Here is a 25,150-nt window from a genome sequence, read left to right as displayed (position 1 = left end):
CGTGCGCGCCCACACCGTCCTGCGCGCCGTCGCCGCCGCCGTCCTGACGGCGGTGGCGACGGGCCCCGCGCTGGTGCCGGCCCCGGCCTCGGCCGCGTCGTGCACCGGCGGCGAGGGCGCCAGCGCCGTCGTCGACTTCAAGGAGCTCGGCGGCGGCATCGCCCAGCTCTGCGTGCCCGGGGGCGGGGGCGACTCCGCCCAGGAGGTCCTCGAGGCCGCCGGCGTCGACCTGGCCTACGTCGCGGGCCAGGGCGACTTCGTCTGCACCGTGCAGGGCAAGCCCGCCGAGCAGACCTGCCAGCGCACCCCGCCGGCCACCGCCTACTGGTCGCTGTGGGTCTCCGACGGCACGTCGGGCTCGTGGACCTACGCGACCCGCGGCGTCTCCGGCCTCACCGTGCCCGAGGGCGGCTCGGTCGCCTTCGCGTGGGTCGACGGCAGCGGCAGCGACCAGCCCGGTGTCGCCCCGGCCCGGTACGACGGCCCCGAGGGCGGCTCCGGAGGCGGCGCCGGCTCCGGCGGGAGCGGCTCCGGGGGCTCCGGCGGCGGTTCGGCCGGCGGCGGCGCGGGTGGCCCCGCGCCCTCCGCGCCCGCGGCCACCCCGACGCCGAGCGCCACGGCCGACCCCGACGGCCCGTCCGGGACGACCGGCGCGGCCGGGTCCGACCGCTCCGGGCGCACGGGCGACCGGCGCCCCGACGAGCGCGCCCGCGACGAGGACCGCGCCGGGCGCGAGGGTCGCGGCGGGCGCGGCGAGCGCGACGACGCCTCCGCGTCGCCGAGCCCCTCGGCGAGCGGCTCGGCCGAGCCCTCGGGCGCCGAGGTGCTGGCCGACGCCGCCGCCGACTCCGCCGACGACGCCGATGCGGCCGCCGACGCGGACGGACTGCCCGCGTGGGTGGGGCTGAGCGCCGTGGCCGGGCTGCTGGCCGTGGCCGGTGTCGTGCTCGCCGTACGCCGCCGCTCCGCCGGGGGGCCGCAGGCGTGAGCCGCGGCCGTCTCGCGCGCGACCTCCATCCCGTGGCCTGGTGGCTGTGGGCGATCGGTCTCGCCGTGGCGGCCTCGGCCACCACCAACCCGCTCAGCCTGCTGCTGCTCGTGGGGGTCGCGGCCCTGGCGGTGGGCCTGCGCCGCTCCGACCAGCCGTGGGGGGCGTCGTTCCGGCTCTACGTGTGGCTCGGCGTCGCCATCGTGGTCATCCGCGTGGTGTTCCGGGTCGTCTTCGGCGGCGGGTCCAACGGCACGGTGCTGCTCGACCTGCCCGCGGTGCCGCTGCCCGAGGCCGCGGCCGGCATCGTGCTGCTCGGGCCGGTGACGCTGGAGTCGCTGCTCGCCGGCGCCTACGAGGGCCTGCGCCTGGCCACGATCGTCATCTGCGTGGGCGCGGCCAACTCCCTGGCCAACCCCAAGCGGCTGCTCCGCTCGGTGCCCCCGGCGCTCTACGAGGTCGGCACGGCGCTCGTGGTCGCGGTCTCGGTGCTCCCGCAGCTGGCCGACAGCGTGCAGCGGGTGCGCGCCGCGCAGTCGCTGCGCGCGGCGCCCGCGGCCGGGCGGGTGGGGTCGCTGCGCCGCTTCCTGGTGCCGGTGCTGGAGGACGCGCTCGAGCGCTCCCTGGCCCTGGCCGCTGGCATGGACACCCGCGGCTACGGCCGCTCCGGTGACGCCTCGCCGGCGCGTCGCCGGGTCACGGGTGCCCTCATGCTCACCGGCCTGTGCGGGGTCTGCGTGGGCGTCTACGCCGGCCTCGACCAGGAGGCGCCCCGCTGGCTGGCCACGCCGATGCTCCTGCTCGGCGTCGCGGTGGCCGTGCTCGGCACGGTCAGCGCCGGCCGGCGCGTGGAGCGCTCGCGCTACCGCCCCGACCGCTGGCGCACCCCCGAGCTGCTCGTGGTCGCCGCGGGCGTGGTCGTGGCCGTGCTCGGCCAGTGGGTCGCGCGCCAGCAGCCGCTGGTGGCGCTGCCCCGCCTCGACGCCGTGCCGACGGTGAGCCTCGCGGTGCTCCTCGGCGCCGGGGTGGCGCTGCTGGGCGCCGTGGCCAGCCCGCCGACGCGGGTCTCCGCCCCCCGGGTGGTGACGGCGTGATCGTGCTGCGCGACATCGGCTTCGCCTACGACGGCGCCGCCCAGCCCGTGCTCCACGGCGTCGACCTGGAGGTCGAGGAGGGCGAGCTGGTGCTGGTCTCGGGCCCGACCGGCGCGGGCAAGTCGACCCTGCTCGGGGTGGTGACGGGTCTGGTGCCGCGCTTCTCCGGCGGGGTGCTCTCCGGCGACGTGCTGCTCGAGGGCCGCTCGATCGTGCACGACCCGCCCCGCGAGCGCGCCCACGCCATCGGCTACGTCGGGCAGGACCCGGCCGCCGGCTTCGTCACCGACACCGTCGAGGAGGAGCTGGCCTACGGCATGGAGCAGCTCGGCCTGCCCGGCGAGACCATGCGCCGCCGGGTCGAGGAGACCCTCGACCTGCTCGGCATCGCCGACCTGCGCGGGCGCGACCTGCGCACCCTCTCGGGCGGCCAGCAGCAGCGCGTCGCCATCGGCGCGGTGCTCACGATGCACCCGCGGCTGCTCGTGCTCGACGAGCCCACCTCCGCCCTCGACCCCACGGCGGCCGAGGAGGTGCTGGCCACCCTCACCCGCCTCGTGCACGACCTGGGGGTCTCGGTGCTCCTGGCCGAGCACCGCCTCGAGCGGGTCGTGCCCTTCGCCGACCGGATGGTGCTGCTGACCGGCGACGGCGGGGTGCGGGTGGGGGAGCCCTCGCAGCTGCTCGCCACCTCGCCCGTCGCGCCCCCGCTCGTGGAGCTCGGCCGTGCCGCCGACTGGGACCCGCTCCCGCTGAGCGTGCGCGACGCCCGGCGGCGGGTGCGGGCGCTGCGCGAGCGCCTCGCGGAGCCGCCGGCCGCGCCGGCCCCGGTCGCCCCCTACGCCGCGCGCGCCGCCCGGGCCCGCGGGGTGACCGTGACCCACGGCCAGACCGTCGCCCTGCGCGAGGTCGACCTCACCCTGCTCGGCGGACGCGTGGTCGGCCTCATGGGTCGCAACGGCGCCGGCAAGTCGACCCTGCTGTGGACCCTCCAGGGCAGCCGCGCCCGCCGCGGCGGCGACCTGGAGGTCGACGGCGTCGACACCGGCCGGCTGCCGGCCGACCGGCGCCGCGGGCACGTCGCGATGCTGCCCCAGACCGCCGCCGACCTGCTCTACCTCGAGACCGTGGTCGAGGAGTGCGCGGCCGCCGACGTCGACGGCGCCCCGGGCGACTGCCGCGCGCTGCTCGACCGCCTCGTGCCCGGCATCCCCGACGACTCCCACCCGCGCGACCTCTCCGAGGGCCAGCGCCTCGCGCTCGCGCTCGCCGTGGTGCTGGTGGCCCGGCCCCGCGTCGTGCTGCTCGACGAGCCCACCCGCGGTCTCGACTACGCCGCCAAGCACGTGCTCGCCCGGGTGCTGCGCGACCTCGCCGCGGGCGGTCAGGCCGTGCTCGTGGCCACCCACGACGTCGAGTTCGTGGCCCAGGCCGCCGACGACGTGGTGGTCCTGGCCGAGGGCGAGGTCGTCTCGGCCGGCCCCGTGCGCCGGGTCGTGGCCGAGTCGCCCGCCTTCGCCCCGCAGGTCACCAAGGTGCTCGGCGCGCCCTGGCTGCGCGTCGACGAGGTCGTCGCCGCGCTGGCCGCCGGCCCCGGCGAGCCGGTGACGGCGTGAGCTCCTCGACGACCCCGCGGGTGCGCGCTCCGCAGCCGGCGCGGCCCGCCGCGGTGCCGGTCTCGCGGCGCACGGCGGCGGTGCTGGTCGTGGCCGGCGTCGCCGGGCTGCTCATGCTGCTGTGGCCGCTGCTGCTCGACGCCCCCGCGGGCGAGCGGGTCGACCCGCCGTTCGTCTTCCTGGTGCTGCTGCCGGTGGTGGTGGCGGTGGTGCTCGCCGAGGTCAGCGAGGGCGGTCTCGACCCCCGGGTGCTGGCGGTGCTCGGCGTGCTCAGCGCGGTGGTGGCCGTGGTGCGGGGCGTCTCCCCGGGCACCGGCGGCGTGGAGCTGGTCTTCTTCCTCATCATCCTGGCCGGGCGGGTCTTCGGGCCGGGCTTCGGCTTCGTGCTCGGCTGCACCTCGCTCTTCGCCTCCGCGCTGCTCACCGCGGGCGTCGGGCCGTGGCTGCCCTTCCAGATGATCTGCTCGGCCTGGGTGGGCATGGGCGCGGGGCTGCTGCCACGACGGGTGACGGGCCGCGGCGAGCTCGTGCTGCTGGCGGTCTACGCCGCGGTCGCGGCGTACGTCTACGGGCTGCTGATGAACCTCTCCAGCTGGCCCTTCCTGACCGGCGTCTACGTGCCGGGACAGGAGCTCCAGCTCGCCTTCGAGCCGGGCGCACCGGTGCTGGAGAACCTGCACACCTTCGCGGTCTACACGCTGCTCACCTCCACGGCCGGGTGGGACACCGTGCGGGCGGTGACCAACGTCGTCGCCGTGCTGGTGCTGGGCCCCGCCGTGCTGACCACGCTGCGCCGCGCCGCGCGGCGCAGCCTCGTGACCGGCCGGGTCAGCCGCTGACGCGGGACAGGAACTCCCGCAGCAGCGTGTGGACCCGGTCGGGGTGCTCGAGGGGCAGGAAGTGGCTGCCGGCGATCTCGGTGTAGGTGGCTCCGGGGATGCGGGCGGCGGCGCTGGCCATGTCGCGGGCACCGGCCAGCACGTCCCAGGTGCCGGCGACGAAGGCGGCGGGCACGCGGATGTTGCGCAGCGAGACCCGCCCGTGCTCGGAGGTGCGCAGGGCGAGGTGGAAGTACCAGCCCAGCGGGGTGGTGAGGAACTCCTTCACCGTGAGCGCGGTCGCCTCGAGGTCGTGCACCGGCAGCATGAAGCCGCTGTGGCTGAGCAGCGCCACGGCCTTCTCGCCGATCGGCAGCCGCGTCGAGATCGGGGTCAGCAGCGGGCCGGCCAGGCGCATCGCGCGCGAGACGTTGACGGTGAGCAGGCGCGCCAGCGGGTGGGGCAGGTGCAGCGGGCCGAGCATGGTGGCGAAGGTGTCGCCGGGCACGCCCGCGACGGCGAAGAGCCCCGCGACCCGCTCGGGGTGACGGAAGGCCAGCTCGTACATCGTGTTGACGCCCATCGACCACCCCATGAGCACCGCGCGGTCCACGCCGAAGTGGTCCATCACCGACAGCCCGTCCTCGACGAACTCCTCGATGCCGACGCGGTCGGTGTCGACGGGGCGGGCCGAGCCACCGGTGCCGCGGTGGTTCCACGAGATGACCCGCACGCCGCAGTCGGGCTCGAGCAGCGCCGGCCACGACCAGGGGTTGGTGCCCAGGCCGTTGCACAGCAGCACGGTGGGCCCCGGGAAGGCGCCCTCGGCGTCGTTGGTCCACGCCCGCAGGCGCGTCCCGTCGTCGGAGAGGACCTCGTGGAAGCTCAGCGAGGAGGCGGTCCCGGTGCGGGCGCGGGAGATCGGCATGACCCGATCATGCCGCAGGATCGCGCGGTGCGGGGCGTGACGTGCGACGCGCGGTTAGGCGTGGCGGGCGCCGGGACCGGCCTCGGCGGCCCGGGCACGGGCGGCGAGGAACTCCTCGACGTCGTCGCGCTCGGCGCGGGTGCGGGCCAGGGCGGTGCTCGCGACCATGGCGTTGCGGCAGGCCCGCTGCTGGGCCTCGACCGGCCAGCGGCGGGCGCGGGCGAGCGGCTGGAGGACCTGGTGGGGGATCCGGGTGCGCATGGGCGGCTCCTGTCGACGAGTCCTGCTGACGAGTCCGGGGCGGTGGGTCCGAGGCTAGTGCGGGCTCGCGACGGCCACGTCAAGGCCGTGTGTCGGGGGGATGAACCGTGCCCGCGACACGGTGTCAGGCCTTGGTCAGGCCTTGGTCAGGCCTTGGTCAGGCCTCAGTCGGGCACGGGCGCCGGCAGCGGGCGCCCGCTGCGGGTGGCGCCGATGCTGGCCACGACCACGCACGCCATGGCCAGCCACTGCGGCGTGCTCAGCAGCTCGCCGAGCACGACGATGCCGGCGAGCGCCGCCGCGGCCGGCTCCAGGCTCATCAGGATCCCGAAGACGGCCGGGCGCAGCGTGCGCAGCGCCACGAGCTCGCAGCTGTAGGGCACCACCGAGCTGAGCAGCCCCACGGCGGCGCCCACGGCGAGGACCCAGGCGCGGTCGAGGTCGCCGCGCCCCGGTCCCACGACGTACGGCGTCAGCAGGAGCGTCGCGACCAGGCTGGCCACCACCAGCCCGTCGACGCCCTCCCAGCGCCGTCCGGTCTGCGCGCTCAGCAGGATGTACGCCGCCCACGCGGCGCCGGCCAGCAGCGCGAACCCGGCGCCCGCCCAGGTGACGCCGTCGGTGTCGAGGCCGAGCAGCGCCACGCCGGCGGCGGCGAGGCCCACCCACGCCAGGTCGCGCACCCGCCGCGAGCCGAGCAGCGCGAGGCTGAGCGGCCCGACGAACTCGATGGTGACCGCGATCCCGAGCGGGATGCGCGCGAAGGACTGGTAGATCGCCCAGTTCATGGTGCCGAGCGCGAGGCCGAAGCCGAGCACCACCAGCCAGTCGCCGCGGCTGTGGCCGCGCAGGCGCGGGCGCACGACGGCGGCGAAGATCAGCAGGCTCGAGGCCAGGCGCAGCCACACCAGCGTGGTGGGGGAGACCTCGTCGAAGAGGCTCTTGGCCACCCCTGCGCCCAGCTGCACCGAGGCGATGCCCACCAGGACGAGCAGCACGGGCGAGGTCGCCACGCGCCGCACCGATGACTTCCGCCCGCTCACCGGGTCACGGTAGTGACCGACCCGTCGACGAGAGGAATCCGAGCATGTCCGAGACCGTCCTGATGGTGGGCACGCGCAAGGGGCTGTGGATCGGCCGCTCTGACGCCGAGCGCGAGGAGTGGCGCTTCACGGGGCCGCACGTCGAGACCGACGAGGTCTACTCCTGCCTGGTCGACACCCGCGAGGGCCGGGTGCGGCTGCTCGCCGGCGCCTCCTCGATGTGGCTGGGCCCGCGCGTGATCCGCTCCGACGACCTGGGGGCCACCTGGCAGGCCGCTCCCGACGGCGGCGTGCGGTTCGAGGAGCGGCGCGAGGCCGCGGTGGAGCGGGTCTGGCAGCTGGTGGCGGGCAGCGCACCCGGCGTGGTCTGGGCCGGCACGGAGCCGGGGGCGGTGTGGCGCTCGCACGACGGCGGCGAGACCTTCGCGCTCGTCGAGGGGCTGTGGGACCACCCCCACCGCGAGCGGTGGCGCGCCGGCTTCGGCGGCCAGGCCTTCCACACCCTGCTCCCGCACCCCGAGGACCCCGACTCCCTGGTCGCCGCGATCTCGACCGGCGGGGTCTACCGCACCCGCGACGGCGGTGCCACCTGGGAGCCGGCCAACCAGGGGCTGCGCGCGGAGTTCCTGCCCGAGGGCGAGCAGTACCCCGAGTTCGGCCAGTGCGTCCACAAGGTGGCCCGCCACCCGGCGCGGCCCGAGCGGCTCTACCTGCAGAACCACGGCGGGGTCTACCGTTCCGACGACGAGGGCGCCCGGTGGACCCCGATCGCCGACGGGCTGCCCTCCGACTTCGGCTTCCCTGTGGTCGTGCACCCCCACGACCCCGACACGCTCTTCGTCTTCCCCCTCGGCGGCGGCGACGGCCGCTTCCCGCCGCAGGGCCGCGCGCTGGTGTGGCGCTCGCGCGACGCGGGGGAGACCTGGACCGGTCACGGCGAGGGCCTGCCCGCGCCTTTCTGGGTCGCGGTGATGCGCGACGCGATGTGCACCGACACCCACGAGCGCGCCGGGCTCTACATCGGCGCCCGCAACGGCACCGTCTTCGGGTCGCTCGACTGCGGCGAGACGTGGCGCCCGGTGGTCAGCGACCTGCCCGACGTGATGGTGGTCCGGGCCGCGGTGCTCCCCTGACAGGACAGGCCCCGGGAACAGACACGCCCCAGGAAAGACAGAGACCCGCTCGGCCGGTGGCCGAGCGGGTCTTCTGATCTTGGTCCTGGTCGCCCCCCGGCGACCTGTCGGACTCCCCCCGGAGTCCCGGACCTGTTCACCTCGGCGTCGTGACCGCGTTCCCCCCAGAATCGCGGTGCTGCGTCGCTTCGGATCGTGGTTGTCGGTGCCGGTCCCCCCGGACCGCTCCGACAAGAAGAACACTAGGGCCGGCGGGCGAACAGGACGTCCAAGCGAAATCCACAGTTCGGCAACAAAATCGGGGGCCGGGCGGGGGAGGGGTGGCTCAGATGAGGGTGGCGCCCTCGCCGCCGCCGGCCTGCTCGTCGAAGGTCTCGTGCTCGAGCAGGTGCAGCACCGGCACCCCCAGCTTGCGGCGGGCCTGGGAGGACCAGTCGACGTGGAAGAACTCCGCGACGGCGTGGGAGCTGGTGAGGATGATCGCCTCGCGGCCGTCGACGGCCGCGACCTTGGCGGCCAGCGCGTCGACCGGGGGAGCGGTGACCAGCTCGCCGTGCACGGTGACCCCGGAGGCCCGCAGGTGGGCCAGGGTGTCGGCGAGCTCGCGCTCGCCGCGGCTCAGCGCCTCCTGCTCGACGACCTCGAGGTCGTCCTCGTCGAGGACCACGGCGGGCGAGGCGAGCGGCTCGGCGCCGCCGAGGGAGCCCATGGCCGCCTGCACCCGGGCCGGGGCGTCGTCGACGGGGAGCAGCACGTGGTAGACCACCGGCTCCTCGAGGGCCTCGTGCAGCGACCTGACCTGGGCGGCGTCGGCGGCGCTGAGCGCCTGCTCGACGAGCAGCACGACGTCGTAGTCGGGGTGGACGGTCTCGTCGGCGGGTGCGCCGCCCGGGGTCTGCGTCATCCTGCGACTCTAGTGGTCCCCGCTCAGCCCTGGAGCACGCTGTCGAGGTCGTAGCCGACCGGCTCCTCGAGCTGGTCGTAGCCGCAGGAGGCCGGGTCGCGGTCGGGGCGCCAGCGCAGGAAGTGGGCGGTGTGGCGGAAGCGGCTGCCCTCCATGTGGTCGTACTTGACCTCCAGCACCCGCTCGGGGCGCAGCGGGGTGAAGGACAGGTCCTTGCCGGCGCTCCAGCGGCTCTGGGTGCCGGGCACCCGGTCGGGGTTGGCGACCGCCCACTCCTGCCACTCGCCCCACGGGTGCTCCTCGACGGGGCACACGAGCGGTCGGAGCTCCTCGACCAGCGCGGCGCGGCGCGTCGCGGTGAAGCTGGCGCTGACCCCGACGTGCTGGAGGCGGCCCTCGTGCCACAGGCCCAGCAGCAGGCTGCCCAGCAGCGGCGCCTCGGGGGTGGAGGTCTTGTGCTCGCGGTAGCCCGCCACCACCACGTCGGCGGTGCGCACGTGCTTGACCTTGAGCATGGTGCGCCCGTTCTCGACGTACGCCGCGCCGAGCGGCTTGGCCACCACGCCGTCGAGGCCCGCGCCCTCGAACCGCTCGAACCAGCCCTGGGCCTCGGCGCGGTCGGTGGTGGTGCGGGTCAGGTGGCAGGGCCCGCCGCCGCCGACGAGGCCGGCGAGGGCCTGCTCGAGCGCCGCGCGGCGCTCGCGGAAGGGGCGGTCGACGTAGGAGTCCTCGCCCAGGGCGAGCAGGTCGAAGGCGACGAAGGAGGCCGGGGTGGTGGTCGAGAGCAGCTCGACGCGGGAGGCGGCGGGATGGATGCGCTCCTGGAGCACCTCGAACTGCAGCCGGCCCCCGGAGGCGACGAAGAGCTCGCCGTCGAGCACGCAGCGCGGCGGGAGCTGCTCGCGCGCCGCGGCGACCACCTCGGGGAAGTAGCGGGTGAGGGGCTTGGTGTTGCGCGAGGTCAGCTCGACCTCGTCGCCGTCGCGGAAGACCAGGCAGCGGAAGCCGTCCCACTTGGGCTCGAAGGAGAGCCCGCCCTGGGAGGCGGGGTCGGGCACGCCGGTGACGGCCTTGGCGAGCATCGGCCGCACGGGCGGCATCACGGGCAGGTCCACCGGGCCACCGTAGCGAGACCGGCAGGTTGTGACGCTCCTCGGCGGGGGCCCTACCCTGTGGCACCTATCCCCGGTTGGTCTGCCGGCAGGGCCCGCCTGACTTTGAATCAGGACTAGCGACGTAGGTTCGACTCCTACCCGGGGAGCATGGAGGCACCGTTGAACGACGTCACCGTCATCGTCCTCGCCGCAGGCGGCGGCACCCGGATGCGGTCGAAGACCATGAAGGTCCTGCACCCCATCGGGGGTCGCTCGATGATCGGTCACGTCCTGGCCGCGGTGGGCGCGCTCGAGCCGCGCCAGGTCGTGGCGGTGGTGGGCCACCAGCGCGAGCAGGTCGGGCCCCACATCACCTCGATCCACCCCTCCGCCGTGCTGGCGGTGCAGGAGGAGCAGCACGGCACGGGCCACGCCGTGCGGGTCGCGGTCGACGCCCTGGTCGCGGCGCAGGCGCGCCCGCAGGGCACGGTGCTGGTCGCCTACGGCGACACCCCGCTGCTGAGCGGGGAGTCGCTGCGGCGCTTCGCCGCCGACCACGAGGCCGCCCAGCGCGCGGTGAGCATCCTCTCGGGCCTGGTGCCCGACCCGTTCGGCTACGGCCGCGTCGTGCGCGACGCGCTCGGCGACGTGGTCGCGGTGGTCGAGGAGAAGGACGCCACCCCGGAGCAGCGGGAGATCGGCGAGATCAACTCCGGCATCATGGCCTTCGACGGCGACTTCCTCGTCGAGGCCCTGCCCCGGCTGCGCAACGACAACGCCAAGGGTGAGTACTACCTCACCGACCTGGTCCAGATCGCCCGCGACGGCGGGATGATGGTCGGTGCCTACGCCATCGACGACGTGCGCCAGACCGAGGGCGCCAACGACCGCGTGCAGCTGGCCGCCCTGGGCCGCGAGCTGAACCGGCGCATCGTGGAGCGCTGGATGCGCGAGGGCGTCACCGTCATGGACCCCGAGACCACGTGGATCGACGCCGACGTGGTGCTCGAGCCCGACGTGACCATCCTGCCGGGCACCCAGCTGCTGGGCGCCACGGTCGTCGCCGAGGACGCCGTGGTGGGCCCCGACACCACGCTCAAGGACTGCGAGGTCGGCACCGGCGCCCGGGTCGTGCGCACCCACGGCGAGCTGGCCGTCGTCGGGGCCGGCGCCACGGTCGGCCCGTTCTCCTACCTGCGCCCCGGCAGCCGGCTCGGCGTCGAGGCCAAGGTGGGGGCCTTCGTGGAGACCAAGAACGCCGTGCTCGGCGACGGCGCCAAGGTGCCCCACCTGTCCTACGTCGGCGACGCCGAGATCGGCGAGGGCACCAACATCGGCGCCGGCACGATCTTCGCCAACTACGACGGCGTGGCCAAGCACCGCACCACCGTGGGCCGCCACGCCCGCACGGGCTCCAACAACACCTTCGTCGCGCCCGTGAGCATCGGCGACGGCGCCGCCACCGGCGGCGGCACCGTCGTGCGCGGCGACGTGCCCGCCGGCGCCCTCGCGGTCAGCGCCGGGCCGCTGCGCGTGATCGAGGGCTGGGCCCGGCAGCGCCGCGCCGGGACCGCCCAGGCCGAGGCCGCGGAGGCGGCGCGGCCCGAGGAGCCCTGAGGCGTCGCCGGGGTGAACGAGAGGTGTCGCACACGCGCGAGGACCACGGTGGACCCGGGGTTGGGGAGCGGGGCCGGTCTGGGCCAGACTGCTCGTCGTCCCCCTTCCCGCGAGACGAAGGCAGCGCCGTGACCGGAATGAAGAAGACCACCGAGAAGAACCTGATGGTCTTCAGTGGGCGGGCCCACCCCGAGCTCGCGGCGGAGGTGGCCGAGATCCTCGGCACCGACCTCGTGCCGACCTCGGCCTACGAGTTCGCCAACTCGGAGATCTACGTCCGCTACGAGGAGTCGGTGCGCGGCTGCGACGCGTTCGTGCTGCAGAGCCACACCGCGCCGATCAACGAGTGGATCATGGAGCACCTGATCATGGTCGACGCGCTCAAGCGCGCCTCGGCCAAGCGGATCACCGTGGTCATGCCGTTCTACGGCTACGCCCGCCAGGACAAGAAGCACCGCGGCCGCGAGCCGATCTCGGCACGCCTGATGGCCGACCTCTTCAAGACCGCCGGCGCCGACCGGCTGATCGCCGTCGACCTGCACGCCGACCAGATCCAGGGCTACTTCGACGGCCCCGTCGACCACCTCATGGCGCTGCCGATCCTCACCGACTACGTGATGGAGAAGTACGGCGACCAGCAGCTGTGCGTCGTCTCGCCCGACGCCGGGCGGATCAAGGTCGCCGAGCGCTGGTCGGCCAAGCTGGGCGGGGCCCCGCTGGCCTTCATCCACAAGACCCGCCGCACCGACGTGGCCAACGAGGTCGTCGCCAACCGCGTCGTCGGCGAGGTCGCCGGCAAGATCTGCGTGCTCACCGACGACATGATCGACACCGGCGGCACCATCGTGAAGGCCGCCGAGGCCCTCATGGCCGACGGGGCCGCCGGCGTCATCATCGCCGCGACCCACGCGATCCTCTCCGACCCCGCCGTCGACCGGCTCAAGAACAGCCCGGCCGCCGAGGTCATCGTCACCAACACCCTGCCGATCCCCGAGGACCGGCACTTCGACAAGCTCACGGTGCTCTCGATCGCCCCGCTGGTCTCGCGCGCCATCCGCGAGGTCTTCGAGGACGGCTCGGTCACCTCGATGTTCGACGGGCACGCCTGAGCCAGCCCCCGGGGCGTCGCGGCTAGGGTCGCGGCGTGCGGCAGCGTGACCTCGAGACGGTGGACCGGTGCGTGACACCGGCCCGCCTCCCCGGGGCTACCCCGGGGACCACCGGCACGTCCGGGCACGGCACCGCGCGCGAGTCGCTGCGCTCCGCTGCAGGACCCCGCGCGCACGACGGGACAGGTCGAGCCACGCTGCCGCACCCCGGCGCCTCGAGCGCCGCCACCGGGTCGGGCCGGTGAGACCCGACCTGGCGAGGGCGCTGGCCGCGGGGTTCCTCGCCGGCGAGTGGAGCACCGAGGGGCTGGTGGCCAGCGGCGCCGCCGTGCTCGGGCGCCGCCCCCGCTGGCTCACGTCGCTGGCCCGCCAGGTCGTGGCCCTGCACCCGCGCCCGCCGCTCGACCGCCCCCGCGAGCTCGCGACCCTGGTGGCGAGCCGTCCCGCGGCCGCCCGGGCCGGGCGGGCGCGTCCCGTGGCGCGGCCGGTGTCGCCGACGCGGATGCTCACCAACCGCTGGCGCCTGCCGGTGCTGCACGACCTGGCCGACCTGGCCGCCCTCCTCGAGCTCGACGCCGGCGAGCTCGACTGGTTCGCCGACCCCAAGCACTGGGCGCGCACCGCCGGCGAGGCACCGCTGCAGCACTACCGGGTCTCCCACCGGGTGGCGGCCAGCGGGGGCATCCGGGTGCTCGAGGCGCCCAAGCCCCGCCTGCGCCGCCTCCAGCGGCGCCTGCTCGACGAGGCCCTCGGGCTCGTGCCGCCCCACGACGCAGCCCGGGGCTTCCGCGCCGGCGGCTCGGTGGGCTCCCACGCCGCGCCCCACGCCGGTCGACCCGTGGTGCTCCGCCTCGACCTCGAGTCGTTCTTCGCCAGCGTCACCGTCGGCCGCGTGCACGGGATCTGGCGCACCGCGGGCTACCCCGAGCCGGTCGCCCACGCGCTGGCCGGGCTGACGACCGCGGTGCTGCCGCTGGCCGCCTGGCGCGGGGTCCCGCGCCCCGCCGACCCCGGCCTGCTCGACGCCCACTGGCGCCTCGGGCGCCGCCTCGCCGCACCCCACCTGCCGCAGGGCGCCCCCACGTCGCCGGCCACCGCCAACCTCGCGGCCTTCGGGCTCGACGTACGGCTCACGGCCCTGGCCGCCGCGTGGGGCGGTCGCTACACCCGCTACGCCGACGACCTGGCCTTCTCGGGCGACGCCGGCTGGGGCCGTGGCACCAGCCGCCTCCTCGACGCCGTCGAGGAGATCGTGCGCGACGAGGGCTTCCGGCTCAACCCCCGCAAGACGGCGGTCATGCCGCGGGCAGGGCGCCAGAGCCTGGCCGGGCTGGTCGTCAACGACCGCCCGCGCGTGGCCCGCCACGAGGTCGACCTGCTCCGCGCGATCCTGCACAACTGCCGCCGCCACGGACCCAGCACGCAGAACCGCGACCAGGTGCCGGCCTTCGCCGAGCACCTGCGGGGCCGGATCGCCTGGGTGGCCCAGCACGACCCCGCGCGCGGCGCCCGCCTGCTGGCCGAGCACGGCGCGATCGACTGGACCCGCTAGCGCGGCTGCCAGCGACGGCGCAGCTCGGCCAGCTCGTGGCGCTCGCCCGAGGCCAGCGCGAGCACCAGCGACAGGCGCCGCCCGGAGCCCCAGCGCACCCGGCGTACGGCGAAGCGCGCCGCGCCGGCCTCGGGGCGGTCGGGGTGGCGGCGCCCGAAGCCGGCCGAGGCCCGCCCGGTGTCGGCCTCCTGCTCACCCTCGTCGGAGACGACCAGCAGCCGCGTGCCGTCGGCGGGCACGCCCGCGGCGAGCAGCAGCAGCCCGCTGACGCGGACCTCGGGGGCGAGCAGGTCACCGGCGTCGAGCTCGAGGGCGCTCACGGCGGGGCTCGGGCGCACGACGGTGTCGACGACCTCCTCGTGGGTGGCGGCGACGTGGTCGGCCACGAGCCCGCGCAGCAGGCCGGCGAGGGCGGTGACGTCGCGGTGGCCGGGCTCCCCGGTGCGCAGCAGCAGGTCGAGCCGCGTGTCGTCCCAGCTGGTGAGGCGGGCCAGCTCCTCGCGCTGGTCGGGGGCGAGGTCGAGCCGGCCGGGGGAGACCCGCTCGCTCCAGGCGGCGCGCTCCAGGGCCACCGGCACGGCCGCCGCGTCGAGTACGGCCTCCAGCCCGGGCCAGGCCGACCGGGTCTCGGGGGCGACCTGGGTGAGCTGGCGCAGCGCCTCGGTCTCGCAGGCGTCGAGCCCGGTGTTGGTGCGCGCGTGGGGGCCGGGGTCGAAGGGCAGCCCGAGGTGGGCGAAGAGGTCGGCGGCGGTGTCGGGCGCCTGCTCGTAGGAGCGCACCTCGAGGCTGCCGCCGACCGCGTCCAGCGCGGCGTGCAGGGCGCGCAGCGCGGCGACGGGGTCGAGCAGCCGCTGCTCGCCGGCCACGAAGTCGTCGAGGTCGCGCACGTGGGCGCGGCGGCGCACCAGCTCGCGGTGCAGGCTGCGGGCGTAGGAGAGCCGGTTGCGCAGGTAGACCACCGCGCGGACCTCCTGCACGGCGCCGGCGTCGCGGAGCCGGGTGAGCAGCGCGGTGAGGGAGTCCTCGGCCCCCGGGCGGCTCCAGGCCTCCGACGACAGCAGCACGCGGCGGGCGGGGGAGGCCACGACCTCCGTGACCAGGTCGTCGACCAGGGCCTCCCAGGCGGGGCGGTCGCGCCAGCGGTAGACCAGCGGCGTGTGACGCACCCCCACCTCGGGCTCGTCGAGCGAGAGCCCTGCGCGCGGGTAGAGCCAGCCGGCGTCGAGCAGGGCGTCGCGCTGCTCCCAGGCGTGGGTCTGGATGCGCGAGGAGCCGGTCTTGAACGCCCCGCAGTGCAGCCACAGCACCCGCCCGGTGCTCACTCCGTGACGTCCTCGGCGAACTCCGGGTGGGCGGCCACGAAGTCGGGGAAGCGGGTGCGCGCCCGGGCCCAGTCGAACTCCCAGGTGGGGTCGGGCCGGCGCCACGCCGCGCCGTAGTTGCTCTCGAGGAAGGGCTCGGGCTCGGCGGGCACCGGCACGGTGCCCGCGGAGGTCTCGCGGGAGGCCAGGGGCAGCAGGGCGGCCGCCGGCACGTCGCCCGCGGTGTGGGGCCAGACCCAGGCGCGGTCCTCGAGCACCCAGGCCGGGAAGAGGTCGATGCGGGTGCCGCGGGCCCCGATGACCTTGGAGTGCAGGGCGTTGCGCTGCTCGAAGTCGGCGTCGGTGACGCCGTCGGCGGCCAGCCGCGCGCGCAGGTCGGCCCAGGCCGCGACGACCTCGGCGAGGGTGTCGCCGGGCAGCAGCACGCCGAGGTCGGCGTCGTCGTCGTCGGCGATGACGTCGCCCTCGCGCACCAGCCCGAGCAGCGTGCCGGAGTTGGCGAAGGCCCGGTGCCCGGCGGCGTCGAGCAGCGCGGTCAGCTCGGCCACGTCGGCCCACACCGCCGGTCCCTGGTCGCGCAGGGCGCGGCGGTAGCCGTGGCCGCCGAGGGTCCAGCCGTCGAGCAGCGCGACGCAGCGGGCCCAGAAGGCGTCGAAGCGGTCGAGGGTGTCGGCCTTGCGGTGGTTCTCCCGGATGATCGACAGCTGGGCGTGGGCGCGCTTGGCGCGCTTGCGGAAGGCGAGGTCGAGCAGCACGCTGGTGCGCCGCCACGCGCTGGTGCGCTCCTCGGAGGGCACGTCGTTGAGCCGGGCACGCAGGTCGTCGTAGAGCGCCTCGTCGCGCCCGGGGTCGGCGCTGAGGGTCTCCAGGTGTCCCTGCACCTCGGCCACCAGGGCCTTGACCTGCTCGCTCATGCACCCCACCCCGTCGCCTCGATCATCGGGACAATCTAGGTGCTCGGGGCCTCGGTCCCCGCACGCAGGTCGTCGAGCCGGTCCTCCCAGTGCCGGCGCAGCACGGTCGGGAGCGACCCGGTCAGGGCCGTCTCCAGCTGCTGCACCTGGGCCGGGGAGAGCGCCACGCGGGGGAAGGAGCGCAGGCCCACGACCGCGCCGAAGGCCTGGCCGCGGCGGGCGGCCAGCAGCGGCCCCTGCTCGAGGTAGCGCGAGACCCACGGCGCGAGCAGGTCGGCCTGCTCCGGCGACCACATGCCGCCCACGAGCGCCTCGAACATCCGGTTCGAGACCCGGTCGTCGTCGGCCGCGGCGGCCCAGGCCTCCGCCTTGGCCTCGGCGGTGGGGCGCGCGGCCAGGGCCGCGGCGGCCCCCAGCTCGCCGGCCACGCTGGGGTCGGCGCGCCGCTCGGCCGCCACGAGCGCGGCGTCGGCGGCGCCGAGCGCCGCGAGACGGCCGACGACGCTCCAGCGCAGGGCCGGGTCGAGCTCGACGCCCTGGGCGGTGCGACCCGCGTCGAGCCACGCGCGCAGGAGCCCCGGGTCGTGGCTGGTGGCGGCCAGCCCCTCGGTGAGCACGATCGCCCGCTCGAGGCCCGCCGCGCCGTCGGGCGCGCCGCCCTGCGCCAGGGCGTCCAGCCCTGCGCGGCACGCGGCGGCCACGGTCTCGACCGCCTCGGCGGCCCGTGCGGGCGGCACCGACCGCACGACCACGGTGTCGAGGGTGCGGCGCAGCACGGCCTGCACCAGGGCCACGTCGCGCTCGACCGGCAGGTGGCGCGCCACCAGGGCGAGGTAGTCGTCGACCGGCAGGTCGCGCGCCTGCACCCGCTCGAAGGCCGTGGCCCACAGCACCGCGCGGGTCAGGGGGTCGGGCAGCGCCCCCAGCCCGGCGGCCACCGCGTCCCAGGAGCGGGCGTCGAGGCGCAGCCGCGCGAAGGTCTCCCCGTGGGCGTTGGGCACGACCACGTGGGCGCCCCAGCCCTCCAGCCGCACCGGGTCGTCCTCGAGGTCGACCAGGCGCGTGGCGACCTCGGCCCACGTGTGCTCGTCGTAGGCCGTGACCCTCAGCCGGTGGGGGCGCACGCCCTCGCGCCGCAGCAGCGGGTCGCCGCCCTCCTCGGGTCGCTCGACGAGGACCGTGTCGAAGCCGGGTGTGCGCAGCCACCGCTCGGCCCAGCCGCGCACGTCGCGCGGCGAGGCCTCGTCGAGGGAGGCGACGAGGTCCGCGAGGGAGGCGTTGCCGAAGCGGTGACGGGTCAGGTGGGCGTCGACCCCGCTGAGGAAGTCCTCGTCGCCGAGCCAGGTGACCAGCTGGCGCAGGCAGGAGTTGCCCTTGGCGTAGGAGAGGGCGTCGAAGTTGGCGAAGGCGCTGTCGACGTCGGGGACGTCCTCGGCGAGCGGCGCGACCGGGTGGGTCGAGCGGCGCTGGTCGGCGTCGTAGGCCGCCGGCTTGCGGCCGGCCTCGTGGGCCACCAGCGCCCCGGCGAAGCCCGCGCCCGCCTCGGCCACGCGGTAGCCCAGGTAGTCGGCGAAGCTCTCGTTGAGCCAGGTGTCCTCCCACCACCGCATCGTCACCAGGTTGCCGAACCACATGTGCGCCATCTCGTGGGCGATCACGGTGGCGCGCTGGGCGGTGGCCCGCGCGGTGGTGCGGCCGCGGGGGAGCAGCTCGTCGCGGTAGGTCACGCAGCCCGGGGTCTCCAGGGCGCCCCAGTTCTGCCCCGGCACGAACACCTGGTCGTAGGAGTCGAAGGCGTAGGGCTCGGCGAAGAGCCCGGCGTAGTGGTCGAAGCAGGCCGTGGTCGTGGCCACCAGCTCGGCGGCGTCGCGGTCGAGGTCGGCGGCCAGGGAGGCCCGGGCGTGCCACCCGAAGGGCAGGCCGGCGTGCTCCCACGTGACCGAGTGCCACGGCCCGGCGCACACGACGAGCTGGTCGAGCGGCACCGGGGGCGTGGTGGCGAAGCGCCAGCGCACGGCCGTGCCGCCAGCGTCCTCGCGCTCCTCGAGCCGGCCGTTGGCGAGCACGGTCCACCCCGCCTCGGCGGTGACGCTCATGCTCACCGGCGCCTTGAGGTCGACCTGGTCGAAGCAGGGCAGCACCCGCTGGGTGACGTCCATGCCGAGGTAGGCCGAGGCGTAGGTCGCGCCGTCGGCCGGGTCGGTGGCCAGGTGCATCCCGTCGCCGTCGCTCACGTAGGGCACCCGGGCGGTGACCCGCACCTCCACCGGCACCCCGGTGGGCAGGCCCGCGAGGGTGATCCGGCGACCGTCGTACGCCGGCTCCCGCGCGACGCCGTCGACGGCGACCGTCACGTCCTGGGCCGCGGTCAGCTCGAGGAACGTGTCGGGGGAGGCGGTCCGCAGCCGCACGGTGGTGTCGACGCCGAAGGTGCCGGCCTCCCACCCCGTGAGGTCGAGGTCCACGGTGTAGGACAGGTCGGACAGGGCGGCCGCGCGCGAGCGCGCCTCCACGAGGGTCAGCGACATGCCCGGACCCTACGACGCCGTTCTTTACGAAGGCGTGCGGAGCGGCGCCGACTCGTGGTGGAATCTGTCTAGACCAGGTTTGCCCACCCGTTGGGGTGGACACACCACGGGTCGACCCCCCGCACCAGGACCGTCACCACGGGCCGGCCCGACCCTTCGCCGCGCCCTCACGAGGAGAGCCATGTCTGTCGCCCGTCACTCGGCGAGGAACCACCCGAGAGCGGTCCGCCGCACGGCCCAGTCGGCGGTGGTGGTCGCCCTGGTCGGCGGCCTGCTCTCGGCGGCCACGACCTCGGCCGAGGCCGCGACCGAGCAGACCCTCCAGGCGGTCGACGTGCAGCTCGGCCCCGACGGCAGCATCGGCTCGCTCTCGGGCACCACCATCACCCAGGACTCCGACGGCGGCTCGGCCAGCGAGAGCCAGGACTTCGACGCCGCCGACGCCGACGACCTCCCGGTGCGCGTCTCCACGACCTACCGCCTCGACGACCGGGCCGGCACCGACCTCTCCGACATCGAGGGCGAGAGCGGCCGCGTCGTCATCGACGTCACCGTGCAGAACACCACCGTGCGGCCCGAGCGGGTCAGCTACGACGCCGAGGGCGTCTCGCGCACGCAGTACGCCCTCATCGGAGCGCCCCTGACCGTCGTGGCCTCCGCCGACCTCGGCGACGAGGGCCTGACCCAGGTGCTGACCCGCGGCGAGGACGGCACCAACGGCGTGCTGAGCCAGTCCGCCGACGGCGCCGCCCAGGTGCAGTGGGCCTCGATGCTCGCCCCGCCGCGCCTCGCGCCCAGCGCGACCTTCCGCCTCGTGATGAAGTCCGACTCGCTCAGCGTGCCCGACTTCGATCTCAGCGTGCAGCCCGGCCTGGTCACCGACACCTCGGTCGCGGCGCTGCTGGAGCAGGCCTTCGCCGACGACGCCGGCAGCACGGTGTCGATGGAGGCCCAGACCATCCAGCTCGTCGGCGACGTCAACGCCGTGCTCACCGAGGCCAGCGGCGTGCTGGGCGAGATCGAGAGCCGCCTCGGCGCCTCGGCCGACCAGCTCGGCGCCCGCACCATCGCCGAGCTGCAGCGCTCCTCGCAGGAGGTCACGGCCTCCCTCAGCGGCCTCACCACCGACCTCGACGCCCTGCGCGAGCAGGTCGGCGGCGAGCTCGGCGGCGCCACCGACTCCGCCAACGCCGCGCTCGCCCGCAGCATCGACGCCGTCAAGGCCAAGCTCGGCGACCCCGACCGGATCCCCGCTCCCCAGCCCGCCGGCACCGGCGGCGGCTGCGGCGTCGTGCTCGGCGGCAGCCTCGCCTCCGACACCGTCTACGGCCAGCTCGTGGCCGTGGCCAGCCGCCTCGAGACCCTCGGCGAGGCCGGCACGGAGTGCAGCGAGCGCATCGTCGACTCCCTGCGCGAGCAGATCGGCTCCGCCGCCGACGTCGCGACCTGCACCGAGGAGTCCACCTCCGCGGTCTGCGTGCTCTCCGCGGCCAGCCGGGCCGTCGGCGACCAGGGCGAGGTCCTCCAGGCGCTGGGCGACCGCCTCGGCGGCCGCTTCGACGAGAGCCTCGTCGACGACCTGGGCGTCCAGGTCGCCGGGGTGACCTCCCTGGTGGAGTCGGTGAAGAAGACCGCGCTCCAGGTCGACCCCACCAACCCGGGCAACCCCCTCGAGCCGCTCGACGCCGTCCTCGGCCAGCTGAGCGTCACGCTGACCAACCTCAAGAACCTCCTCGGCCCCGACGCCACCTCCGGGCTGCGCCGCCGCTTCGAGACCATCAACGCCCAGGCCGTCTCCCAGGCCGCCACCGCCCGCAGCCTCCAGGCCGACCTGGCCGCGCTGCGCGGCACCGTGTGCGCCATGGACCCCGCGGCCACCGCCGACGCGACCCTGGCCGGCCAGATCCAGACCGCCCGGGACCAGGCCGGCTGCGCCACCCCGGGCTCGACCGTCGACGCGCGCCTCGCGCCGGTCGTCGCGACCCTCGACAGCATCGCGGGACTCTCGTCGAAGGACGCCGTGGCGGTCGACTTCGCCGCGATCCAGAGCGGCGTCGACCAGGCCCTCGAGCGCGTCACCGCCGCCACCAACGCCTCCGCCGGCTCCCTGGCCGGCCGGCTCTCCAAGCTCACCGAGAGCGTCGTGTCGCTCAGCGACTCCTACGCCGCGCCCTCGTGCGAGGACGTCGACGACGCACCCGCGCTGAGCAAGCCCGTCGACCGCCTCGTCCTCACCTACACCAAGGTGGCCTGCAACCAGGACGGCCTCGAGGCCGACCTCGACGCCAGCATCGACGCGATCACCGACGGCCTCTCGGGCTCGGGCGGCGCGCTGGGCGAGGCCATCGCCGGCACCGACGCGGCCCGCATCCAGGCCAGCGGCAAGGTCAGCGAGCTCTTCGGCCGCCTCGGCCGCGGCGCCCAGCGCACCTCCGACCGGATCACCGGGCAGGGGGCTGAGCGCATCGAGGCCCAGCGCACCCAGCTCGACGCCACGGTCCGCGCGTCGGGCCTGGCCCTCGACGGTGCCGTCGGCGACGCGCTCTCCGTGCTCGACTCGACGGTCTCGGCGGCCAACCGCAGCGTCGCCGACTCCGAGTCCCGCCTGACCGAGGACCTCGGCAACGTCCTGGCCGACCTCGGCACCCGCGAGTCCGGCGGCACAGGCATCCTGGGCTCGCTGGTCACCGGGGCCACCCAGACCGCCGTGGCCAACGAGCAGATCTCCTCGGCCAACGCCCGGGCCACGCGTTTCCGCAGCGTGCGCAGCCAGGCCCTGGCCGACGTCTTCCTGCAGCAGGCCCAGATGGCGCGTGCGCTCGAGCTGCAGGAGGCCCTGCCGGCCTTCGGCCTCGACGTGCCCGAGGGCAGCGACGTGCTGACGGTCTACTCCTTCCACCTGGGCCAGGACTGAGCGTGCGCACGACCCCGCCCCGCGCCCGTCGCGCCGCCGGACTGACCCTGGCCGCCCTGGCGCTCACCACGCTGGTCGCCTGCAGCGGTGACGACGGCGGCGAGGAGCCGGCCGCCCCCGCGTCCGGTGCCGCCGGTGCCGCCCCGGCCGTCGAGCTCGACGCGGCCGGGGCCCTCGCCGAGGTCGGCGAGCCGTTGCGGGTCGGGGTGCTGGTCTCGCTGCGCTCCGCGCCGGGGGAGGGCCAGGACGTCCTCACCGCGGCCGAGGGCGCCCGCGTCGCGGCGTACCGGCTCGGGCTGGGCGGGGCCGACGTGGAGCTCGAGGTCGTCGACGACGCGGGCACGAGCGAGGGCGCGACCCGGGCGGTCGCCGACCTCGTGGACGCCGGTGTGTCCGGCATCGTCGCCGCCAGCACCGGCGAGCACCTGCAGGCCGCGGTCGACGCGGCCGCAGGGGCCGGTGTGCCCCTCCTGCTGCCCTACGAGCGCGAGCTCACCGCCCTGCCCGACGGCGTGTGGGCCACCGGCCCCTCAGGCGACGCCGTCGACCAGGCGCTCCTCGCCGCCATGGGGGAGCGCGGCCTCGAGCAGCCCTTCGTGGTCAGCGGCGACGGCGTCGACGTGGACGGCGTCGGCTCGGCCGACCGCGAGGACTACACCGGCGACGACCTCGGCGCCGTGGTGGCCCGGGCGACCCGCGCCGTCGAGGACGGCACCGCCGACAGCGTGGTCGTCGCGGCCTCGGCCACCAGCCAGGCCCAGGTCGTGGCCGCGCTCCAGGGCCGCGGCAGCACCGCGCCGGTCGTGCTGTCGCCCGAGGCCCTCAGCCCGGGCTTCGCCACGGGGCTGACCGAGGCGGGGGGCACCCCGGCCGGGGAGTTCCTCACCGTCGGCGTGGACGCCTCCGACGCCACCACCCTCGGCACGAGCCAGCGCGCCGAGGCGACCGCGTCGTACTTCTCGGCCCTGCGCCTGGCCGCCGGCGACCCGGAGCTCCAGGACCTCTTCGGCAGCGTGCCCTTCGCCGACGTGGCCGAGGGTGCCGACACCGCCAGCCACGACGCGGTGCTCGCGCTCGCGGCCGCCGCCGTGGAGGCGGGGTCGGTCGAGCCGGCCGACGTCGCGGCCGCACTCACCGGGCTCACCGTCGACACCTCCGACGGCCTGGCCGGCCCGGCCCTGGACTTCGCCGACAGCCAGGCGCTCGCGCCCGACGCCGTCGTCGCGCTCGAGGCGACCACCCAGGACCCGCAGGTCCGCCCGGTCGCGGCCACCGAGGAGGAGGCGGCGCCGCGCCTGTACTGGTTCGCGACCGCCGCCGCCGGTCGATGAGAGCGGGCCGGTGAACCGTCAGGCCCTGGGCAGTCGCTACGAGCTCGTCGACGAGCTCGGCGAGGGTGCGATGGGCACCGTGTGGCGCACGTGGGACCGCGTCGGCGAGCGGTGGGTGGCCGCGAAGGTGCTGCGTCGCGAGCTGGCCCACGACCCGCAGATCGTCGGGCGCTTCATCCAGGAGCGGGCCATCCTGCTCGCCCTGCACCACCCCAACATCGTCGAGGTCCACGACCTCGTCGTCGAGGGCGACGCGCTGGCGATCGTCATGGACCTCGTCGAGGGCACCGACCTGCGCAAGCACCTGCGCGACGTCGGCACCCTCCGCGCGCGCGACGCGGTGCGGCTGACCGCCGCCGTGCTCGACGCGCTCGACGCCGCCCACCAGCAGAGCTGCCTGCACCGCGACGTCAAGCCCGACAACGTGCTCCTGCGCGGCGTCGACGGCGACTACGACGAGAGCGACCTGCTGCTCACCGACTTCGGTATCGCCCGCCTGGCCCAGGAGTCGACCGTGCAGGCCACCGGCCTGCTCGGCACCCCCGGCTACATGCCGCCCGAGCTCTTCGTGCAGGGCAGCTTCAGCGCCGCCTCCGACGTCTACGCCGCGGGCATCCTGCTCTACGAGCTGCTCGGCGGGCGCACTCCCTTCTCCGGCTCCGGCACGGCCCACACCGTCGGCTTCCGGCACGCGTCGGTGCAGCCGCCGCGCCTGCCGGTGGCCCCTGCCCTGTGGAACGTGCTGGCCACGATGTTGGCCAAGGACCCCACGACGCGCATGACCGCCGCGGCCACCGCCCAGGCGCTGCGCCAGCTGCCCGACGAGGTGCTCGACGCCCCGCGCCTGGAGGTCCAGCCGGCCCCCGAGGAGTGGGACATCGTGCAGGGCACCATGCTGCGGGCGCCCGCGGTGCAGATCGACGCCAGTCCCGCCCACCTCGACGTGGGCGCCACCAACCTCCACGCCGACCGACCGGCCGCGGCCTTCGCCGCACCCACGAGTCCGCCCCCGTCGGCCCCGCCGTCGACTGCGCCGTCCACCCCGCCGTCCACCCCGCCGCGGCGCCGTGCCGCCCGGCCGGGCTGGGTGCCGTGGGCGGCCGGCGCGGTGGCGCTCGCCGCGGCGGCGGCCGTGACCCTGGGCGTGGTCACCGCGGGCGCCGACGACGGCGGCGGCGACGCACCGGAGGTGCCCGTCGGCGTGGCCGCCGAGGCCTCCCTCGACGGCGACCCGCTGCCGACGGGGCTGAGCATCGACCGCGAGGCCAGCTACGACCCGGCCTCCTCCACCGTGGAGCTCACCGTGACCTACTCCGCGGGTGGCTCGCCGCTCACGGGGCCCTTCCTCGAGGTGCTACCGGCCGCCGACGGCGGCGAGTGCCCCGGATCGATCTCCTGGTCGGGCGCGCAGGCGCGCGCCAACAACGTCGCCGACACCGGCGTGCTGGCCGACTGCGGCTGGGCCGTCGACGTCGGGCAGGTGCCCGCGCGCGGTGAGGTGGCCGTGACCGCGCGACTGCCGCTGGAGCTGGGCGTCGACAGCGAGGAGGAGCTCCAGGGCTGGCTCGAGGGCGCGGCCGAGGCGGGGGAGACCGCTCTGGCCCGCCAGACCAGCGACGACGCCTACCCGGTGCAGCGGCTGCGCGGCGTCGAGGTCGACGTCGCGCCCCGCGTCGACCTGCGCACCGCGGGCGGCGCGCCGGTGCAGTACACGCTCTACCCGCTGTGGGGAGGTGAGCCCGACCTGGCCCGGCCGCTCCTGGCCGCCCCCGTGACCGGCTCGGCCACCGGCGTGCTGACCGCGGTGGCCGGCGGCCTCGACGGGGTCGAGCTGGAGGGCTGCAGCGCGCTGCGCTTCTCCGGCGACGGGCTCACCGTGGTGGCCTCCTTCACCGGGCCGTGCTTCCTGCGGGCCCAGGTCGGGGAGCTGAGGGTGAGCCCCCGGGCCCGCTTCAGCGTCGAGTCGCGCGGGAGCTGACCCGCC

Annotated in this window: 19 protein-coding genes and 1 tRNA gene; 12 read left to right on the top strand and 8 right to left on the bottom strand. The window is 75.9% G+C overall.

Annotated features, from left to right (window positions below):
* The first annotated feature begins 1 nt into the window (after position 1).
* Genes IR170_RS20200 through IR170_RS04600 form a run of 4 tightly spaced genes read left to right on the top strand, consistent with a single transcriptional unit; the run spans position 2 to position 4,537 of the window.
* Positions 2–988: a hypothetical protein gene (locus IR170_RS20200; RefSeq protein ID WP_193661349.1), complete on the top strand. Its 987-nt coding sequence runs from the start codon at positions 2–4 to the stop codon at positions 986–988.
* The gene (locus IR170_RS20195) at positions 985–2,082 is read left to right on the top strand and encodes an energy-coupling factor transporter transmembrane component T (protein ID WP_193661348.1); all 1,098 of its coding nucleotides are present in this window, start codon (positions 985–987) and stop codon (positions 2,080–2,082) included. Before IR170_RS20200 ends, IR170_RS20195 begins: the two co-directional genes overlap by 4 nt.
* Positions 2,079–3,698, top strand: a complete 1,620-nt coding sequence (locus IR170_RS04605) for an ABC transporter ATP-binding protein (RefSeq protein WP_193661347.1) — start codon at positions 2,079–2,081, stop codon at positions 3,696–3,698. The genes IR170_RS20195 and IR170_RS04605 overlap by 4 nt, the downstream gene beginning before the upstream one ends.
* Positions 3,695–4,537 carry an ECF transporter S component gene (locus IR170_RS04600; protein ID WP_251534017.1) on the top strand — a complete coding sequence of 281 codons (843 nt, stop codon included), beginning with the start codon at positions 3,695–3,697 and terminating at the stop codon, positions 4,535–4,537. The genes IR170_RS04605 and IR170_RS04600 overlap by 4 nt, the downstream gene beginning before the upstream one ends.
* Here the strand turns inward: IR170_RS04600 and IR170_RS04595 are convergent.
* From IR170_RS04595 to IR170_RS04585, 3 genes are all read right to left on the bottom strand, one after another.
* Complete coding sequence (locus tag IR170_RS04595) at positions 4,527–5,444, bottom strand: alpha/beta fold hydrolase (RefSeq protein ID WP_193661346.1); 918 nt, start codon at positions 5,442–5,444, stop codon at positions 4,527–4,529. The two genes, IR170_RS04600 and IR170_RS04595, sit on opposite strands and share 11 nt — an antisense overlap.
* A gap of 54 nt (positions 5,445–5,498) precedes the next feature.
* Positions 5,499–5,705: a hypothetical protein gene (locus tag IR170_RS04590; RefSeq protein WP_193661345.1), complete on the bottom strand. Its 207-nt coding sequence runs from the start codon at positions 5,703–5,705 to the stop codon at positions 5,499–5,501.
* A 164-nt stretch (positions 5,706–5,869) separates the two neighbouring features.
* Positions 5,870–6,748 carry an EamA family transporter gene (locus tag IR170_RS04585; protein ID WP_319804901.1) on the bottom strand — a complete coding sequence of 293 codons (879 nt, stop codon included), beginning with the start codon at positions 6,746–6,748 and terminating at the stop codon, positions 5,870–5,872.
* 44 nt (positions 6,749–6,792) lie between these two features.
* On the opposite strand from IR170_RS04585, the gene IR170_RS04580 reads away from it, so the two are divergent.
* Positions 6,793–7,881: a WD40/YVTN/BNR-like repeat-containing protein gene (locus IR170_RS04580; RefSeq protein WP_193661344.1), complete on the top strand. Its 1,089-nt coding sequence runs from the start codon at positions 6,793–6,795 to the stop codon at positions 7,879–7,881.
* Positions 7,882–8,206: 325 nt separating this feature from the next.
* On the opposite strand, the gene IR170_RS04575 is transcribed toward IR170_RS04580, so the two are convergent.
* Positions 8,207–8,785, bottom strand: coding sequence for a hypothetical protein (locus IR170_RS04575; RefSeq protein ID WP_193661343.1), 579 nt, complete (start codon positions 8,783–8,785; stop codon positions 8,207–8,209).
* A gap of 23 nt (positions 8,786–8,808) precedes the next feature.
* A complete protein-coding gene (locus tag IR170_RS04570) occupies positions 8,809–9,900 on the bottom strand; it encodes an ATP-dependent DNA ligase (protein WP_193661342.1) in 1,092 nt (363 codons plus the stop codon).
* Between the two features lie 67 nt (positions 9,901–9,967).
* On the opposite strand from IR170_RS04570, the gene IR170_RS04565 reads away from it, so the two are divergent.
* From IR170_RS04565 to IR170_RS04550, 4 genes are all read left to right on the top strand, one after another.
* Positions 9,968–10,046, top strand: a tRNA-Gln gene (locus tag IR170_RS04565).
* A 1-nt stretch (position 10,047) separates the two neighbouring features.
* Positions 10,048–11,496 carry a bifunctional UDP-N-acetylglucosamine diphosphorylase/glucosamine-1-phosphate N-acetyltransferase GlmU gene (glmU, locus tag IR170_RS04560; RefSeq protein ID WP_193661341.1) on the top strand — a complete coding sequence of 483 codons (1,449 nt, stop codon included), beginning with the start codon at positions 10,048–10,050 and terminating at the stop codon, positions 11,494–11,496.
* 128 nt (positions 11,497–11,624) lie between these two features.
* Positions 11,625–12,605, top strand: coding sequence for a ribose-phosphate diphosphokinase (locus IR170_RS04555; RefSeq protein WP_425572632.1), 981 nt, complete (start codon positions 11,625–11,627; stop codon positions 12,603–12,605).
* A gap of 241 nt (positions 12,606–12,846) precedes the next feature.
* Entirely contained in the window at positions 12,847–14,157 is a 1,311-nt protein-coding gene (locus tag IR170_RS04550; protein WP_193661340.1) for a reverse transcriptase family protein, read from the top strand.
* On the opposite strand, the gene IR170_RS04545 is transcribed toward IR170_RS04550, so the two are convergent.
* Genes IR170_RS04545 through pepN form a run of 3 tightly spaced genes read right to left on the bottom strand, consistent with a single transcriptional unit; the run spans position 14,154 to position 18,921 of the window.
* Positions 14,154–15,479, bottom strand: coding sequence for a hypothetical protein (locus IR170_RS04545; RefSeq protein ID WP_193661339.1), 1,326 nt, complete (start codon positions 15,477–15,479; stop codon positions 14,154–14,156). The genes IR170_RS04550 and IR170_RS04545 overlap by 4 nt on opposite strands.
* Positions 15,476–16,393, bottom strand: a complete 918-nt coding sequence (locus IR170_RS04540) for a hypothetical protein (RefSeq protein WP_193661338.1) — start codon at positions 16,391–16,393, stop codon at positions 15,476–15,478. The genes IR170_RS04545 and IR170_RS04540 overlap by 4 nt, the downstream gene beginning before the upstream one ends.
* Before the next feature lie 35 nt (positions 16,394–16,428).
* Positions 16,429–18,921 (bottom strand): aminopeptidase N, encoded by a 2,493-nt coding sequence (gene pepN, locus IR170_RS04535; protein WP_193661337.1) that lies wholly within the window; start codon positions 18,919–18,921, stop codon positions 16,429–16,431.
* Between the two features lie 181 nt (positions 18,922–19,102).
* Here pepN and IR170_RS04530 point away from each other — a divergent pair, with 181 nt between their 5' ends.
* From IR170_RS04530 to IR170_RS04520, 3 genes are read left to right on the top strand one after another with little or no spacing between them, the layout of a single operon-like run.
* Positions 19,103–21,835, top strand: a complete 2,733-nt coding sequence (locus IR170_RS04530) for a hypothetical protein (RefSeq protein ID WP_193661336.1) — start codon at positions 19,103–19,105, stop codon at positions 21,833–21,835.
* 2 nt (positions 21,836–21,837) lie between these two features.
* Entirely contained in the window at positions 21,838–23,166 is a 1,329-nt protein-coding gene (locus IR170_RS04525; RefSeq protein ID WP_193661335.1) for an ABC transporter substrate-binding protein, read from the top strand.
* Between the two features lie 10 nt (positions 23,167–23,176).
* Positions 23,177–25,144, top strand: coding sequence for a serine/threonine-protein kinase (locus tag IR170_RS04520; protein ID WP_193661334.1), 1,968 nt, complete (start codon positions 23,177–23,179; stop codon positions 25,142–25,144).
* Positions 25,145–25,150 lie beyond the last annotated feature (6 nt).

This window comes from Nocardioides kribbensis (genome assembly GCF_015070375.1).
GTDB lineage: Bacteria > Actinomycetota > Actinomycetes > Propionibacteriales > Nocardioidaceae > Nocardioides > Nocardioides kribbensis.
This window is presented reverse-complemented; position numbering and strand designations above follow the sequence as displayed.

Bases quoted from the DNA above. Each gene is read 5' to 3' on its own strand.
- IR170_RS04580 (WP_193661344.1), top strand. From the start codon at position 6,793: ATGTCCGAGACCGTCCTGATGGTGGGCACGCGCAAGGGGCTGTGGATC.
- pepN (WP_193661337.1), bottom strand. From the start codon at position 18,921: ATGTCGCTGACCCTCGTGGAGGCGCGCTCGCGCGCGGCCGCCCTGTCC.
- IR170_RS04590 (WP_193661345.1), bottom strand. From the start codon at position 5,705: ATGCGCACCCGGATCCCCCACCAGGTCCTCCAGCCGCTCGCCCGCGCC.
- IR170_RS04540 (WP_193661338.1), bottom strand. From the start codon at position 16,393: ATGAGCGAGCAGGTCAAGGCCCTGGTGGCCGAGGTGCAGGGACACCTG.
- IR170_RS04595 (WP_193661346.1), bottom strand. From the start codon at position 5,444: ATGCCGATCTCCCGCGCCCGCACCGGGACCGCCTCCTCGCTGAGCTTC.
- IR170_RS04575 (WP_193661343.1), bottom strand. From the start codon at position 8,785: ATGACGCAGACCCCGGGCGGCGCACCCGCCGACGAGACCGTCCACCCC.
- glmU (WP_193661341.1), top strand. From the start codon at position 10,048: ATGGAGGCACCGTTGAACGACGTCACCGTCATCGTCCTCGCCGCAGGC.
- IR170_RS04530 (WP_193661336.1), top strand. From the start codon at position 19,103: ATGTCTGTCGCCCGTCACTCGGCGAGGAACCACCCGAGAGCGGTCCGC.